Below are 16,323 nucleotides of genomic sequence, written 5' to 3' on the forward strand. Positions count from 1 at the left end.
CTGACGATGCAATATAATCATTAAGTTTAATCGCAGAGCAATGTAAACTGATTATAACCCGAACGTCAATTAATCGCGTTTATTCTTTTACGTATATTTTTTGTTAAATGATTTGGTATTTTTGTATAATAATTTAGAATTAAGCTAACATACATATGTACCCAGAATATTTAGTTACCCCAATGCGGGAAGAATTAACCCGGGTTGGGTTTGAAGAATTGAAAGATGCAGATGCGGTTAACAAAGCTATCAAAAGCGAAGGTACTGTATTTGTAATGGTTAACTCGGTTTGCGGTTGCGCGGCAGCTAATGCACGCCCTGCTGCACGCATGGCTTCAGCCAACGAAAAACACCCTGACCGTTTGGTTACCGTTTTTGCCGGCATGGAGCGTGAAGCTGTTGACGCTGCCCGTAACCTGATGCTGCCTTACCCTCCCTCATCGCCATCAATGGCTTTGTTTAAAGATGGTAAACTGGTGCACATCATCGAGCGCCACCAGATAGAAGGCCGCCCTGCACAAATGATAGCAGATAACCTGATCGGTGCGTTTGAAGAGTATTGCTAAGTTTAGATTCAAGAGACAAGAAGCAAGTTACAAGACAATAAAAAGGTTCGGTGCAAAACGCCGGACCTTTTTTATTGGACCAAAAATCCATTTACAACATGCTTCAATGTCATACCCTACTCTCACTATTTATAAAAAAAATATGTAAATTTGTTTAAAGGAGGATTAACTTATGGGAAAAACAGGAACGAAAACAGGAGGAGAAACGCAAAACTCCTTTTCCAAAATAAAATCATATTCTATTTCGGAAATCATGGCCGCCGGAGGTGCCGAGGCTTTTGCTACGAAAATGGGAAAGACATCTCAGCAACTTATCGCCCGTTTAAAAGAACTGCCAAAAGAAGCCTTTTTAACCGAAGAGGAAGCCGAAATAGCATTAGAAATGCTAAGGAATAACAAATGAAATTGTTATTCGATACGAACATTCTGGTTCATCTCGCGAAGGATCCTTCGCTAAAATTACTTCAGCAATTCAATCCTCACGACGCTAAGTTATTTGTATCTATTGCCACGGTTGCCGAATTAAGATCGCTGGCCCTACAAAATAGTTGGGGGCCGAGAAGACACGAGATCGCAATGCAGGAATACATCATTTACCACTTTCCCACATAAAACACCGAGAAATATGGGCAAAAATGATCTTTGGATTGCTTCAACTGCGGCATTGCTTGGATTAACGCTGGTTACCACCGATAACGATTTCGACCATCTTAACAATGTATTTTTTGACGTTCGTAAGATCAAACCGGTAGAACTTAAAGTTCAATAGCCAACCAGCAGAATAGCAAGAAGCTGAAAGACGCCCCTCCAGCTTCCTGAATCTAATCTCTTATCTCCAGCCTATAATCTATTCGCTCCTCAAACTCTTCACCGGGTTACTCAACGCAGCTTTGATGCTTTGATAGCTCACCGTTAACATGGTTATGCCTACCGCGCCTACCGCAGTAGCAGCAAAGATCCACCAGGATAGGTCGGCACGGTATTTGTAATTTTCGAGCCAGCCGCCCATAAAATAATAAGCTACCGGTATGGCAAACATCAGCGAGATACAAACCAGAGCAATAAAATCTTTCGACATGAGCTGCCACAGGCTAAATACTGATGCACCTAATACTTTGCGTACACCAATTTCTTTAGTGCGCTGCTCGGCCATAAACGATGCCATACCAAACAAACCCATACAGCTAATGAAAATAGCCAATAGTGTAAAGAACCCTGCCAGTTTGCCTACGCGCTCCTCGCTGGAGAATTTGCGGGCGTACTCCTCGTCGGTAAATTTATAGTCGAAGGGGCTTGCAGGATCGTATTGTTTAAATGTCGCCTCTATTTTGGCTAACGCATTATGCGTGCTCATTTTGGGGTTGAGGCGTATATCCACCAGATCTCCGCCACCGCCCTGCATGGAGAATAGCGTAGTTTTTACCGGTTCGTACGGCGACGACATTACCATATCTTTTATCACACCAATAACGTGATATTTATAGTCGCCACTTTTTACAGTAGCACCTACCGGGTGTTTCAAATTCATAAATTTCACCGATGCCTCATTAAGAATAAGTGCAGATGAATCGGCTTTTATATCTCTGGAAAAATCGCGTCCGTCTATCAGCTGCCATTGGGCAACTTTACCAAACTCGGGCGTTATGCGTATAAAGGCAAAATCGTCCTGCAGGTCGGGGGCTTTTCCTTCCCAATCAAAACCGCTGCTGTTTGAATATACATCTGTGAGCGGGCTGCCCGATTCTGCTATCTCCACAATTGCCCCGCTGGCAAGCAGATCGTTGCGTACGGCTGTAAAGTTGTTGTGAATATCGGTGGTTTTCATGCTCATTTGCAATACGCCGGTGCGCTCGTATCCAACGGGCCGGTTCTTGGTGAATTGCACTTGCCTGAAAACCACAATAGTGCCGATAATAAGCGTTGCCGATACAAAAAATTGCAGCACCACCAATATCTTACGCGGAAGAGCAGCATACCGCCCTGCTTTAAAGGTCCCTTTTAAAACCTTTACCGGCTGAAACGACGAGAGGTAGAACGCCGGGTAACTGCCCGCGATGATCCCGGTGAGCAGGCTAAAGCCAAGGCCCATTATCCAGAACACCGGATTACCCCACAGCACTTTCATATTTTTATCTGCAACCTGGTTAAACCATGGCAGCGTTACCCATACTAAAACAATACAAAGTATAAAAGCAAATACCACAACCATCAACGATTCGCTGAAGAACTGGGTGATGAGTTGCGAACGCACCGAACCTACCGCCTTACGGATACCTACCTCTTTGGCGCGCTTCTCCGACCGTGCGGTGCTTAAATTCATAAAATTAATGCAGGCCAGCAGCAGTACAAACACGCCGATGATACCAAACAGCCATACAAACTGAATAGCGCCGCCGGTGTTCTTTCCGTCTTTAAATTCGCCGTACAGATGCCACCTGGCCATTGGGTGTAAAAACACTTGCGGGTTAAAGGAAGCACCCACCTTATCGCCCTGTGCGGCAATATTCTTCTTTTTCAGGTCGCGAATGCGTGCGTTAACTTTGGCAATATCCGCACCGGGGTTAAGCTGGGCAAACAATTGGAAAGAGTTATTACCCCATTGTGTTGATGCCCGTTTTAACCATTCTTCGGTATTAAGGTACATCTGCCATGGCAGTATATAAGTAAGTTCGTTAAACTCGGTATTACGCGGCAGGTCCTCATAAACGCCGGTAACGTTCACTACTTTTTTGTTGTCTATTTTAATGGTTTTACCCATCGGGTCGGCATCGCCAAACATAGCCTTGGCAACTTTTTGCGATATAACAATGGATGATGGGTCCTTTAACCCTTTACGGGTACCTTTCAGCATTTTAAGCGTAAGCATGTCGGGCGCTTCGGGCTCCATATAGCTGCCGGTCATGCTCAGTTTTTTTTCGCCAACGGTAAGGATGTGCTCAAAATTCCAGCTGGACATTACCATGTATTTAAAATCGCGGTTAGGGCCGGTATAATCGCTGCGGAGCATGGTGCCCAGCGGTATAGGTATTGCTACCTGGCTGCCGGTTTTACCATTCAGGGTTTGATGCTGCATGACGCGCACCACCCTTTCGTAGTTATCATGGTATTTATCGTACGAGAGTTCGTCCCAGATCCACAGCCCGATGAGCATGGCTACCGCCATTCCCACAGATAGTCCCGAAACATTGATGAATGTATGCGTTTTGTTTTTGATGAGGTTGCGCCAGGCAACTTTTAAATAATTTCTTATCATAGACCGCTGATTTTACTGATTAAAGATTTCGTTGATTCTGATTCCAACTCATTATCTATCTGTAGCAAGCAAGCTTGCTACAAGGAATTGTATAAGATGCATGCCAATTTTATAAAAAACTAACAATCAAATATTTAACTCGAATTAAACCTGTACGGTTGTTCGATATCGAACGGTGGGGTGTTCGGTTATATGGCGGGTGGGTTCATTAATTAAGCAGAACGGCCACGGAGAATTTTATCCCGGCGGCCGTTGCTTTGTCTTGTTTCTTGTCTCTTGATTCTTATCTCTTACTTCTTCAACTCCTTTATCTTTATACTCCTGTAATTCACGTCAAAACCATGATCCTGCAGCAGCAGGTGGCCCTGTGCAGCTTCGCCAAAATCTTTCCAGATCTTGTATTTGCTGATGGCTACCAGATCGCGGTAGGCTTGCGAGCCACGGTCGTACTCCAACACTTTAATGCCGTTGAGATAGTGTTCTACATGATTATTGGGGTACACGATAATGCGGCCGGTATTCCATGCGCCTATCGGGTGTACAAAGCGGGTTTGTTTTTTGGCGGGGATGAGATCATATAGCGAGGCGAGGGTGCGGTTACCATCGCGACCCAGTTTGGCATCGGGGTGTACGGCGTCATCCAGCACCTGGTACTCCAGCCCAATGGCCGAGCCGGTTGTTTTTTCGCTCAGCGTAACAAAATATTTTACACCGCTGTTAGCACCTGTCGACATCCGGAACTCAAACGACATATCAAAAGCCTTGTACTGATCTGTGCTGATAATATCGCCGCCATTGGTAGCTTCGCCGCCTGTCGCCCCTATTACCGAGAGCATGCCGTCGGCCACCTTCCAGCCTTTCGCCGGGAATTGCATGCTGCTTGCGCTGCGCCATCCGGCACTGCTTTTGCCATCAAACAGCAGTTTCCAATCTTCCTGCTTTTCGTAAGCGGAAAGCTTGTTCGATTCTAAATTCACCACGTATACATCTTTGGCAAATGGCTGCGGTTTAAGGTTGGTGGTTTTTATTTTGATGTTCTTAAAAAAGATCTTTTTGCCCGCCTGCCCCGCATCGCTGATGGCATGCACCTGCAAACCTATAAAGCCCTTAGAATCTACCGTATCTATTACATAAGCCGTAGCGGTGCCATTGATCCAGGTTTTGGTGGCGTTGCCAATGCACTCTACTTTAATATGGTTATATACGCCGGGCTTCCAATTTATTTTTGCTTTGGCGTTTAGCTCCATGGGGTACAGCCAATCGCGACGGCCTTCGTCGTAAATGCCGCCTGTCCAGCTGCGCTCGCTGGGGTCAACCTCACATTGTTTGCCGTAAACAAGTCCCTTGCCATCGTGCCCGGTAGGGTTATAATGGCTGCGCAACTGCACGCCCGAGTTGGTGAGGTTGCTCTCGGTCATTACGTCCAATTCCAGCACAAAATCGCCGTATTCTTTTTCGGTCACCAAAAAAGTGTTCCCGCTGTTAAGTACCGCCGTACCGGTAATTACACCGTTGGCAGCGCTGTATTCGGCATTGCCGGCCAGTTTTTTCCAGCCTTTTAAGGTTTTACCATCAAACAGGCTGGTATAGCCGAGTTTTGTTTGTGCCGAGGCCGTTTGTACTCCGCAGAGAGTAGCCGCAGCGAGTATCCAAATTTTAATGTTGTTCTTCATGTTATTTAGGAGGATGTGTTTATCTACTATTTCTTTTTATGAGCGGGGGCATCGTGCGATTCCCCTCTTGAGAGGGGTGGAGGGGTATGTTAAGTTTGCGTTGTGGCTAACACACCCCTGCAGCCGCACTGCCTTTCGCGCCCCCTCTCAAGAGGGGAACTTTTAAAATCGCTTTTCCTTACACTTTCAAATTCCAGCCCGGTTCATAATCCCTGCTCCAAAGCTTCATCGCTTCGGGATCGTGCAGGATGTGGCCGTTGCTTGGGTCGCAATTCAATACCCGGCCCATACGCTGCGCGATGTTGCCAAGCTGCGGTATCACGGTAGATTTATGCCCGTTAATGATGGTTTGGTTCAACTGCGTATCGCCTTGTATAGAGGTGATAAAGTTTTGCAGATGCACCCTGTCCAGCAGTTCGGTTGGGCTTACTTTGTTGCCGGCATCCACCGGGGTTTCGTCCTTTATTTCTTTCACCAGTTTGTTATCATAATCATAAACCTGGTAGCCATTGCCGCCGCCGTAGTAAATGGTGCCTTTATCGCCATAAAATACTACGCCGCGGCCAACACCTTCGGAATTGTGGCTGTTGCAGCTTCTTCCCTCCCAGGATATAGCGGTATTATTGGGGAAATTCACCAAAATAGTTTGCGTATCAGGTGTTTCCCAATCATCCTTAAAAGCAAAACGACCGCCCGATGAGGTTACCCTATCCGGAAAATCGACACCCAAGCCCCAGCGCATTACATCAATTTCGTGTGTGCCATTGTTGAGGGCTTCGCCGGTGCCCCAGTTCCAAAACCAGTGCCAGTTGTAGTGGATCAGGTTATCTTTATAAGGCCTGCGTGGTGCATAGCCCTGCCACAGATCGTAATTTAAGTTGGATGGCACCGGTGCCGGTTTACCAAAGCCTATGGATTTGCGGTTGTTTACGTACCAACCCCTTGCAAAATAAGCCCTCCCGATGATACCATCGTGCAGTTCCTGCACCATTTTTTGCACGTTGCAGAATGAGCGGCGCTGGCTGCCCATTTGCACCAGCTTATTGTATTTGGCTGCGGCTGCTATGGCCATTTCACCCTCGTGCGGGTTGTGGCTGCAGGGTTTTTCTACATAAACGTGTTTACCGGCCTGGCAGGCAATAATGGTTGCGGGCGCGTGCCAGTGGTCAGGCGCGGCAATCACCAGCGCGTCCAGGTCTTTTTTCTCCAGCAGCTGGCGGATATCGGTAATACCTTTAGGCCTTTTGCCGGTTATCTTTTCAATTTCGGCAATGCATTTATCCATTGCTTTGCTGTCCACGTCGCAAATGTAACCTATCTCGGCATCGGGAATGGCGGCCAGTTTTGCCGCCAGGAATGCGCCGCGGCTGTTAACCCCCATCACTCCTAAAACTACTTTTTTATTTGGTGAGCCTTTAAAAACCCCACCCATAGCCATTTGAGAACCGACAAGGAAACTGGTGCCGGTAACGGCCACGTTCTGAATAAATTTTCTGCGTTGCATAAAACGGTTTTGGTAAATGTATTTTGCAATAATTGGTAAAGGCTAATTTAGGAGATTAGGTGATAAGATGTATGTAACAATTATCTGAATCTGAATTTACAGAATTTTAGAATTACAGAATAAAAAATGTAACTGTCAGGATATCTATTGACGCCCAGCAATTATTCTGAAAATTCTTTAATCCAGTAAATTCTGATTCAGCCCCCCGTCCCGCATTTGTCCCGCTCCCCGCTGTAACTTTCCTGCACCTAAAGCGTCTTAAATCGAATAAAAACTAATAATTTAGCTTTTATTATGCACGCATATCAATTAAACTGTTAACTATATATGAAAACACTCTACGCTGCCGTATTAGCCGGCGGCATCAGCGCCTGCGCCCTCAGCACAGCCCAAGCGCAAGCTCCCGCAGCCGAAACCCCGGCCTACAAACTTTACCGGGCAACTACCACAAAAATTAACGACCTGGTACACACCAAGCTGGATGTAAGGTTCGATTACAAAAAACGCTATATGTATGGCAAAGAGTGGGTTACTTTAAAACCCCACATGTACCCTACCGATAGCCTGCGCCTTGATGCAAAGGGTATGGATCTTAAAACCATTGCCATTGTAAAAAACGGTAAAACTACACCGCTTACCTTTACTTACGATAGCCTAACCGTAGCTATTAAGCTGGACCGTACCTACACCAATGCCGAAAGCTATACCGTTTATATTGATTACACCGCCAAACCAAACGAACTGAAGGTTAAAGGGAGCGCGGCTATTAACGATGCCAAAGGTTTATATTTTGTGAACCCGGATGGTACCGAAAAAGATAAGCCAACCCAGATATGGACGCAGGGCGAAACCGAAGCTTCTTCGGCATGGTTCCCAACAATTGATAAACCAAACCAAAAAACTACCGAAGAGATAAGCATGACCGTACCTAAGCAGTACGTAACGCTATCAAACGGCCGTTTGGCTTTGCAAAAAATAAATAAGGATGGTACCCGCACCGATACCTGGAAACAGGAATTGCCGCACTCGCCATACTTATTTATGATGGCCGTGGGCGATTTTAAAATTTACAAGGATAAATGGCGCAACAAAGAGGTAAGCTATTACCTGGAGCCAAAATATGCGCCTTACGCCAAAGATATTTTCGGCTTTACGCCGGAGGTAATGGAGTTTTACTCTAAAACCTTGGGCGTTGATTACCCATGGTATAAATACTCGCAAATAGTTGTTCGCGATTACGTGAGCGGCGCGATGGAGAACACCAGTGCTACCCTGCACGGCGTGTACGTACAAGGCACCAAACGCGAACTTGCCGACCGTTATTATGATGGCGGCCGCAGCACAATCGTGCACGAACTGTTTCACCAATGGTTTGGCGATTACGTAACTGCCGAAAGCTGGAGCAACCTAACGGTTAACGAATCCTTCGCTGATTTTAGCGAGAGCATTTGGGCCGAATACAAATACGGCAAAGATGCCGGCGACGCGCACAGCCTGGAAGCGATGCAAAACTACCTGGGCCAGCCAGACGCGAAGAAAAAAGATCTGGTGCGTTTTCATTACAATGACAAAGAAGACGTATTTGATGTGGTTACCTACCAGAAAGGCGGTCGCATCCTGTACATGCTGCGCAACTACCTGGGTAACGCGGCTTTTTATAAAGGCTTAAACATTTACCTGAAAACCAATGCCTTTAAAAATGGCGAAGCGCAGCAACTGCGTTTAGCGATGGAAGAAGCCAGCGGTCGCGACCTGAACTGGTTTTTTAACCAATGGTATTACGGTGCCGGCCACCCGGTGCTAAACATCAGCTACAAATGGGACGACGCTACCAAAACACAAACTGTTTACCTGCAGCAAACGCAGGATGGTAATGGCTTTACCCTGCCAATGGCCATTGACATTTACGCAGGCGGCAAAAAAACACGCCACAGCGTTTGGATGCGCACCAAGGCCGATACGCTTACTTTCCTGGTTCCATCAAAACCCGACCTGGTGAATGTTGATGGTGATAAGATTTTGCTGACCAAGAAAACCGACAGCAAAACGCTGGATGAGTACGCGTTCCAATACTTTAACGCCCCGCTTTTCCTGGACCGTTACGAGGCTATTGATTTTGCCAAAACCCGCCAAAACGAAAAAGGCGCGCAGAAGATCATCATCGCTGCCCTACAGGATAAATATTACGGGCTGCGCGTAAAAGCTATCGCCGCTGCAAACCTTACCAGTTACGATGATGTACGCAACGCTGCCGTACCCATTTTGGTTAAACTGGCACAAACCGACGAGAACAATTTGGTTCGCGCTGCGGCTATTACTGCTTTAGGCAAACTAAAAGCATCGGGCAACATGAGTCTGTTTAAACAGTCCCTAACCAGCCAAAGCTACGCCATACAGGGCGCTGCTATGAATGCTATCGGGATGATCAACCCAACCGAGGCCGTGGCTTTAGCGAAAACCTATCAGAATGATAGCGAAGGCGCGCTTAAACAAGCGGTTCTGGGTGTTTATGCCACTAACGGTACCGATGCCGAATGGCCTTACTACTACGATGCCTTTAAAAACGGCGACCCGAACGCGCAGTTCCAGATGATCAGGAAAGCTGCCGAGTACGCCGGTCGTGTAAAAAGCCCGGAATACGCACAGCAAGCCATTACTACCATTGGCGAGCTTGGCGTTAAATACAAACAATTCGGCGTAGCACCAACGGTGATACAATTACTCACCAGCATAAAAGATGCCCGCACCAAATTGGGCGATACCGCATCTGCAGCCGCTGCCGATAAAGCAATTGCCGCGCTGAATTAATATTCAACAATAAATTTTTGAGAGAGCCGCCCCGCGTATCTGGGGCGGCTTTTTTATGAGCACTAATTTCTCTTTTTAACATTTTTTAACCTTATTTAACAATTAAGTTAAAAAGCAAAATCGCTAACTTAGTAACATTAACCAAACCGATATGAAAAAGGCATTGCTAATTGTTGCGTTACTTACCGGCACCGGCCGGCTGATGGCTCAGAACGATCTGAAGCTCCCGGAGCAGGTTCCGTCGCCGGTGTTCCAGATAAGGGTTGATACCACCATCAATTCGCCATCGCTGAAAGACCTTACCAAACTACCGGATGCAAATATTCTAAAGAAATTATCCACGCTTGAAAATTTCAATCAAACGCCGCTAACGCAAACCAAATTGATAGGCCATATGGAAGGTTATCTGATGCCGGTAGCCGTGCTGGGCGGAAAATCGAAAATGCCGGTAAAAAAGATCGACGGGTTTTATACCATGCCGGTTGTTGGCCAGGATTTCAACAAGAAAAACGGCGTAACGCTTATCCATCCTTAAGGTAGCAAAGATTTTTTTTAAAAATCCTTATTCAGAAGCTTTTCTAACTCAGCGAAGCTGATATTCATTTTAATGCGGCCCTGTTTGGCGTAAGAGATCTCACCGGTTTCTTCCGATACGATGATGGCCGTAGCGTCATTAGCTTCGGTAACACCGATACCGGCTCGGTGGCGCAGGCCAAATTGCGCGGGCAGGTCGGCCTTCTCGGTAACCGGCAATATACAGCTGGCAGATTTGATCTTGTTTTCGGCTATTACCACGGCACCATCATGCAACGGGCTATTCTTTTGGAAGATACTTTCTAATAAACGTTTAGAGATCTTGGCATCCACCAGTTCGCAGCTGTTCTGGTAAAATTGCTCGTCGTAATATTTCGCAAAAACAATAAGCGCGCCGGTACGGGTTTGCTTCATGGTTTTGCAGGCATCTATAATAGGTTTTATACGGGCATAGTTGTTCTTCTCCGCCTCGGCTTTACCGAAGAAATACTTCCACCAGGCCTTATTGCGCTGCAGCGAGGCATTCTTACCCACCAGCAACAAAAACCGCCTCACCTCCTGCTGAAAAACAATTACGATGGCAATAATGCCCACGTTTGCAAACTTACCCAGGATGGCCGAAAGCAGCTGCATATGCAACAGATCTACCACCTTGTATAATAAACAAATAGCTATAAAGCCGATAAAAATATTGGCCGCAATGGTTCCCCTTATTAAATTATACAGCTGGTATAAAATAAATGCCACCAGCAGCACATCCAGTATATTGGGGATGGTAGGTTTAAGGAAGCTGAGGTCTAAGGAATGCATGATACGAAGTTAATAAGTTTTGGCTAACATCATGCCGGGGTGGTAATTATCCCGGCGAAATCCCTTTGAATTTTTACAGGCTTATTCAGTAATAATTGTTTAAAATCACGATGTTCGGGCTTGTTCGGGCTGTTCGCGCCCCATGTCGAACGCGAACAGGTAGTTATCCCTGCTATTTATTCCGCTCGGTAGTAAAGCGCACCAGTTGCTCCAGCCCCGTGCGGGCATCTCCCGCCGGGAAAGTATCCAATATGGCGAAGGCGGTTTCCTGGTACTTTTTCATCTGGATCTCGGAGTATTCCAGTCCGCCTTTTTGCTTTACAAAGGCGATGATCTCGGCTATCTTTTTGGGGTCGTCGTTATGGTTTTTCACCAGGCCTATCATGCGCTTTTTATCGCCGGTAGTACTGTTGTTCAGCGCGTAGATCAGCGGCAGGGTAACCTTTTTTTCTTTGATATCGATACCCAAGGGCTTGCCCACATCATCGGTACCAAAGTCAAACATATCATCCTTTATCTGGAATGCTATGCCGATATTTTCGCCGAAGAGTCGCATTTTTTCTACCACCTCGTCGCTCGCCCCGGCAGACGCTGCCCCGCAGGCACAGCAGGACGCAATAAGCGATGCCGTTTTTTGGCGGATAACCTCGTAATAAACCGCCTCGCTGATATCCATGCGGCGCACCTTTTCTATCTGCAGCAATTCGCCCTCGCTCATTTGCTTAACTGCTTCTGATACAATTTTTAGCAGATTGAAATCGCCGTTATTAATAGAAAGTAACAGGCCTTTGGAGAGCAGGTAATCGCCCACCAAAACGGCTATCTTATTTTTCCATAATGCGTTGATAGAGAAAAAGCCACGGCGCTGGTAAGAGTTATCCACCACATCATCGTGCACCAGGGTGGCGGTGTGCAGCAGTTCTACCAAAGCCGCCCCGCGGTGGGTAGATTCATTGATACCGCCGCAAATGCTGGCAGAGAAAAAAACGAACATGGGGCGGATCTGCTTGCCCTTACGTTTTACAATGTAGTGGGTAATACGATCCAGCAAGGGTACCGAGCTTTGCATCGAAGTTTTAAACTTCTCTTCAAAAACATCAATTTCTGCAGCAATAGGTTTTTTGATCTCGTTGATGTTCAGCATCTGCAATAAATGGCTTTTTTTTATGCCCTGGTTTGCCAACCGTTCAATTTGAAGCAAACATAGCTAAAAAAAATATGTGCGTAAACGTATATTTTTTATGCAACATTAAACCTTTGCCCGCCAAAACGCTCTATTAAGTGTATTTAGATACAGTATATAAGTTTTGATTTTGTGAGTTAGAGTTTTCGTTTGAGCAGGCTTCGGTAATACGGGGCCTGCTTTTTTTATGCTTAAAATCTACGCTATTCAAGCAGGCTTGAAGGGAGCTCAAATTTCTTTGCCCAATTATACAGAAGTTTACTACTTTTGCAATCCTTTAAAAAGATACGGAGAGGTGTCTGAGTGGTCGAAAGAGCACGCCTGGAAAGTGTGTATACGCCAAAAGTGTATCGAGGGTTCGAATCCCTCCCTCTCCGCAATTTATATATCAAACGATTCAAAAACGCCTTAAATGCATCATTTAAGGCGTTTTTTGTTTCAGGGTAGCACCAAATCATTCAATAAATCGCATTCTTCTGGTGACCTATTGGTGACCTATTGTACCTAGGCACTACAGGTCACCAGAAAGCTTATAAGTCGCTATTAACCAACCTGTTCAGCAATTGAACATCTTGACCGATAGCTAAGGAAGTAACTAATTTTATCCACTTAAAGCAGACTGCAATGAACAAGTCTTTTTCCCTGCTCTTTTACGTAAAGAGCTCTAAAATGAGTGCCGACGGCACCGCACCTATTTATTTACGCATTACCATCGATGGGCAACGCATCGAAGTCTCCTCTAAACGCAATGCCAATCCATCCAAATGGAACGCTTCCGCACAGAAACTGGCCGGTACAGGAGAACAAGTCCGTTCGGTAAACGAATACCTCAAAACACTGGAACACCAGATTTATGAGGTGTACCGGCAGATGATCGAGAAGAAACTGCCACTAACGGCCGCCAACCTCAAAAATGTTTTGCTCGGCAAGGAAGAAAAACCGGTAGGGAAAACTCTTATCCCCATATTTAAACAGCACAATAGCGAGGTAAGAGCACTCATTGGTAAAGAGTTCGCCAAAGGCACCTTTGACCGCTATGAAACAAGCCTGAAGCACACCAAAGATTTCCTACTATGGAAATATAAGGTGGCTGATATCGGCATTGATGGTATCGACCATGAATTCATCATGGCTTACGATTTCTACTTGCGCACCGAAAGGAATTGCAATAATAATTCTACGGTCAAGTATCTCAAGAATTTCAAAAAGATAATCCTGATATGCATCGCCAATGGCTGGTTGGATAAGGACCCTTTTGTTAAGTATAAGCCGAAAGTAAAACAGGTCAAACGCGATTTCCTGAATACGGAAGAGTTAGCAGCCATGGCAACAAAAAAATTGGCAAGTAGCCGCACGGAACAGGTCAGGGATATCTTCCTGTTCTGTTGCTACACAGGATTGGCTTATGCGGATGTAAAGAAGCTGAAACGCTCGGAGATCGTGCCGGGGGTTGATGGCGGTAAATGGATAGCAACAAGCCGCAAAAAAACAAATACGGCTTCTAATATCCCGCTCTTGCCACAGGCTATCGAATTGATGGATATTTACAGGGACCATCCGCAATGCGTGAATGAGGGCTTGCTGCTTCCCGTATTAAGCAACCAAAAAATGAATAGTTACCTCAAAGAGATAGCCGATGCCTGCGGGATAAATAAGGAGCTAACGTTCCATATCGCACGGCACACCTTTGCGACAACGGTAACGCTTGCCAATGGAGTCTCCATTGAAAGCGTTTCCAAAATGCTTGGGCATACCAATATCAAAACGACACAGCACTACGCCAAGATACTCGACCTAAAAGTGAGCGAGGATATGGCTCAGCTGAAGCAAAAATTCAATGCATTATAACTATATCGAAAATTAAAGTAAAATTGATATTATGACTACGCTATTAAGTGGCGATAAAGCCATTTCAGATAAAATATACTTACTGAGGGGTTATAACGTAATGCTGGACAGTGACCTTGCAGAACTCTACGAGGTAGAAACGAGGGTACTTAACCAATCGGTTAACAGGCACCCGGATAGGTTCCCGCCTGATTTCATGTTCGAGTTAACGGAAGAAGAATGGCAAAACTTGAAGTCACAAATTGTGACTTCAAGTTGGGGAGGCAGGCGAAAGGCTCCTAAAGCCTTCACCGAACATGGCGTGCTCATGCTTTCCAGTATTTTGAACAGCCAACGTGCTATACAATTGAACATACAAATCGTCCGTGTATTTGCACACCTGCGGGAATTCATAAATAGCAATACCGAAATTAAACTCGAAATAGAAAAGATCAAAAAGGAACTCAGCAATCAGGGCAAAACATGTAAGTGATCTTCAAGTACCTTGATGAACTATCCGCGTGGCTGCCAAAAGCCACGAGCAATACCAGGAAACGGCTCGGGTATAAGCCTGACGATATTTAATAACTTATAGTAAACAGCAGTTAAATTCTGATTTGGGTAATGCTGCCGAAATCTTGGTGCTACTGTCCCCGATTCAGATAATTTCGGGGAATTTATGGCTGCTGTTTACATCCGACAAAGGGGCAAGTTCCGCCGCCCTTGGTTTCCTTGTGGCAACAAGCAAAGTGGTTTTCGTGGACGAAAATACATCTTTGCTGGTCGCCTGCGGGACCAAAGAGAGCCTTGCCAAAAGCTGGTTATGACCATCGAAAAATGATTTTAATAATGCTTTTACTACTTAGGCCAGTCTACCTGGCTGCCTAATTTCGGATGATAGCTGGGGCGGTAAATGATGTATTGCTTTTCGCTCAGGTCCCTGATACACCGGTGATATGTGGCGATCGAGCTTATCTTGGAGATGCGCATCAGTTCCCGGCGGTTGACCCGAAATTATGCGGCATGCCCGTTTCGTTGCCAGCTTTTGAACAGCGCAAAAAACAGGGCTACATGCGATACCAATAATGTTGAGTCTCTGCTCAGGCGGGTAGTCAGCAGTTGAAGTGTTTTCATGACGTAAATCCTCCTTCCAGTAAAGCATTGATGTCATCCCGCTTATAGTACAGAGTCGAACCCACCTTGGTGAAACGCAGTGTACCGTTAATGCGGAGTTTTTGTAATGTGCCGGCCGAGATATAAAGTAAGTGCCGCACTTCAGCGCTTTTCAGCCATTGTTTTTGGTCTGCATTTACTGCAGGCTTCAGCAATTCTTTGAGTTCGTTAAGGAGTTCAGCATTAAAGCGGTTAAGGTCTTCCTGTGTGAGTAAGTCTATTGCTGCCATAATCTTTCTTTTATGGAGCGAAGGTGGAAATGTTTAGCGGGAGCGATACCCCGGGCGTTCCCGGAGGGGAAAGATTTTCCGCCTGGGGAATTCTATTTTCGAAAGTCTGCGCGCAATAGCCAAACGTGACAGCGCGAATCAAAAAGTGTCAAGGAATAAGAAAAATGAAAGTAAAAATTAACGTTTTGGCAGTCGCGGCCTTTTGCGTTTTGGCATTGACCGTGTCGCATCTATTGCCACGTGTTTAGGCGGCTTTGATGCAGTATGGTTTGGCGTGCCAGCTCCTCCTGCCATGTCTTCTGCGAACCTAACAGTAATGGTACGCCCGTCGATCTCGGCCTGGTCAAGCGCAGCGATCGCCCTTTCAGCTCCCGCATTATCCGCCATGGTAATAAAGCCATAGCCCTTTCGCCGGTAGCCCGGTCCGTAACGACCGTTAGGGTATTCACTATACCATATGCACTGGCCAGCTCTACGAGTTCGATCTCATCCATATCCCTCGGGATGCCGACAATAAACAGCTTGGCCATACCATGCAAATATAAATCAGGTTTGGGTTTATTGCACACAGCTATCCATTGCAATGCGTAAACAACCGGCAGCAGCAAGCAGCAAGAATGTCAAGGCCGGGACTCCGCTGATAAGCGCAGGCCCGCTTGTATAGCCTTGACGCTCTTGCTGCGGTGCTAATTTTGTGGGCGCAGTGCAGTGGATGGTGTTGAACTTTTTATGAGATAAAGCACTGCCGAATAACACACTTTA

General features: G+C 46.0%; 15 protein-coding genes and 1 tRNA gene. 8 read left to right on the plus strand and 8 right to left on the minus strand.

Annotated elements, in window-relative coordinates; all coding sequences use genetic code 11:
- The first annotated feature begins 155 nt into the window (after positions 1 to 155).
- The 3 genes from IDJ77_RS16120 to IDJ77_RS27680 all read left to right on the plus strand — a co-directional run bounded on the left by IDJ77_RS16120 (position 156) and on the right by IDJ77_RS27680 (position 1,335).
- Positions 156 to 566 (plus strand): BrxA/BrxB family bacilliredoxin, encoded by a 411-nt coding sequence (locus IDJ77_RS16120; protein WP_191190004.1) that lies wholly within the window; start codon positions 156 to 158, stop codon positions 564 to 566.
- Positions 567 to 738: 172 nt separating this feature from the next.
- A complete protein-coding gene (locus tag IDJ77_RS16125) occupies positions 739 to 969 on the plus strand; it encodes a hypothetical protein (protein ID WP_191190005.1) in 231 nt (76 codons plus the stop codon).
- Between the two features lie 222 nt (positions 970 to 1,191).
- Positions 1,192 to 1,335, plus strand: a complete 144-nt coding sequence (locus IDJ77_RS27680; RefSeq protein ID WP_224751124.1) for a PIN domain-containing protein — start codon at positions 1,192 to 1,194, stop codon at positions 1,333 to 1,335.
- Between the two features lie 78 nt (positions 1,336 to 1,413).
- Here IDJ77_RS27680 and IDJ77_RS16135 read toward each other — a convergent pair whose 3' ends face one another.
- The 3 genes from IDJ77_RS16135 to IDJ77_RS16145 form a co-directional block, all read right to left on the minus strand.
- Positions 1,414 to 3,819, minus strand: a complete 2,406-nt coding sequence (locus IDJ77_RS16135) for an ABC transporter permease (RefSeq protein ID WP_191190006.1) — start codon at positions 3,817 to 3,819, stop codon at positions 1,414 to 1,416.
- 290 nt (positions 3,820 to 4,109) lie between these two features.
- Positions 4,110 to 5,492, minus strand: coding sequence for a 3-keto-disaccharide hydrolase (locus IDJ77_RS16140; protein ID WP_191190007.1), 1,383 nt, complete (start codon positions 5,490 to 5,492; stop codon positions 4,110 to 4,112).
- Positions 5,493 to 5,670: 178 nt separating this feature from the next.
- Positions 5,671 to 6,996: a Gfo/Idh/MocA family protein gene (locus tag IDJ77_RS16145; protein ID WP_191190008.1), complete on the minus strand. Its 1,326-nt coding sequence runs from the start codon at positions 6,994 to 6,996 to the stop codon at positions 5,671 to 5,673.
- Positions 6,997 to 7,323: 327 nt separating this feature from the next.
- On the opposite strand from IDJ77_RS16145, the gene IDJ77_RS16150 reads away from it, so the two are divergent.
- The gene (locus tag IDJ77_RS16150; protein WP_191190009.1) at positions 7,324 to 9,804 is read left to right on the plus strand and encodes a M1 family aminopeptidase; all 2,481 of its coding nucleotides are present in this window, start codon (positions 7,324 to 7,326) and stop codon (positions 9,802 to 9,804) included.
- Positions 9,805 to 9,955: 151 nt separating this feature from the next.
- Entirely contained in the window at positions 9,956 to 10,339 is a 384-nt protein-coding gene (locus tag IDJ77_RS16155) for a hypothetical protein (protein ID WP_191190010.1), read from the plus strand.
- 17 nt (positions 10,340 to 10,356) lie between these two features.
- Here IDJ77_RS16155 and cdaA read toward each other — a convergent pair whose 3' ends face one another.
- Together cdaA and IDJ77_RS16165 are read right to left on the minus strand one after the other, a co-directional pair.
- Positions 10,357 to 11,148: a diadenylate cyclase CdaA gene (gene cdaA / locus IDJ77_RS16160; RefSeq protein ID WP_191190011.1), complete on the minus strand. Its 792-nt coding sequence runs from the start codon at positions 11,146 to 11,148 to the stop codon at positions 10,357 to 10,359.
- Positions 11,149 to 11,320: 172 nt separating this feature from the next.
- On the minus strand, positions 11,321 to 12,292 hold the full coding sequence (locus IDJ77_RS16165; RefSeq protein ID WP_191190012.1) for a polyprenyl synthetase family protein: 972 nt from the start codon (positions 12,290 to 12,292) through the stop codon (positions 11,321 to 11,323).
- 328 nt (positions 12,293 to 12,620) lie between these two features.
- Here IDJ77_RS16165 and IDJ77_RS16170 point away from each other — a divergent pair.
- The 3 genes from IDJ77_RS16170 (at position 12,621) to IDJ77_RS16180 (ending at position 14,651) form a co-directional block, all read left to right on the plus strand.
- A tRNA-Ser gene (locus IDJ77_RS16170) sits at positions 12,621 to 12,708 on the plus strand.
- A gap of 247 nt (positions 12,709 to 12,955) precedes the next feature.
- Positions 12,956 to 14,179, plus strand: coding sequence for a site-specific integrase (locus IDJ77_RS16175; protein ID WP_191190013.1), 1,224 nt, complete (start codon positions 12,956 to 12,958; stop codon positions 14,177 to 14,179).
- Positions 14,180 to 14,210: 31 nt separating this feature from the next.
- Positions 14,211 to 14,651, plus strand: coding sequence for an ORF6N domain-containing protein (locus IDJ77_RS16180; protein WP_191190014.1), 441 nt, complete (start codon positions 14,211 to 14,213; stop codon positions 14,649 to 14,651).
- A gap of 365 nt (positions 14,652 to 15,016) precedes the next feature.
- Here IDJ77_RS16180 and IDJ77_RS27850 read toward each other — a convergent pair whose 3' ends face one another.
- From IDJ77_RS27850 to IDJ77_RS28030, 3 genes are all read right to left on the minus strand, one after another.
- Complete coding sequence (locus tag IDJ77_RS27850) at positions 15,017 to 15,148, minus strand: hypothetical protein (protein WP_262892799.1); 132 nt, start codon at positions 15,146 to 15,148, stop codon at positions 15,017 to 15,019.
- Positions 15,149 to 15,288: 140 nt separating this feature from the next.
- Complete coding sequence (locus IDJ77_RS16190; RefSeq protein WP_191190015.1) at positions 15,289 to 15,561, minus strand: helix-turn-helix domain-containing protein; 273 nt, start codon at positions 15,559 to 15,561, stop codon at positions 15,289 to 15,291.
- A 177-nt stretch (positions 15,562 to 15,738) separates the two neighbouring features.
- Positions 15,739 to 15,948, minus strand: coding sequence for a hypothetical protein (locus IDJ77_RS28030; protein ID WP_191190016.1), 210 nt, complete (start codon positions 15,946 to 15,948; stop codon positions 15,739 to 15,741).
- Positions 15,949 to 16,323: the final 375 nt, after the last annotated feature.

Origin of the sequence: Mucilaginibacter pankratovii (genome assembly GCF_014773265.1) — a bacterium.
Taxonomy (GTDB): domain Bacteria; phylum Bacteroidota; class Bacteroidia; order Sphingobacteriales; family Sphingobacteriaceae; genus Mucilaginibacter; species Mucilaginibacter pankratovii.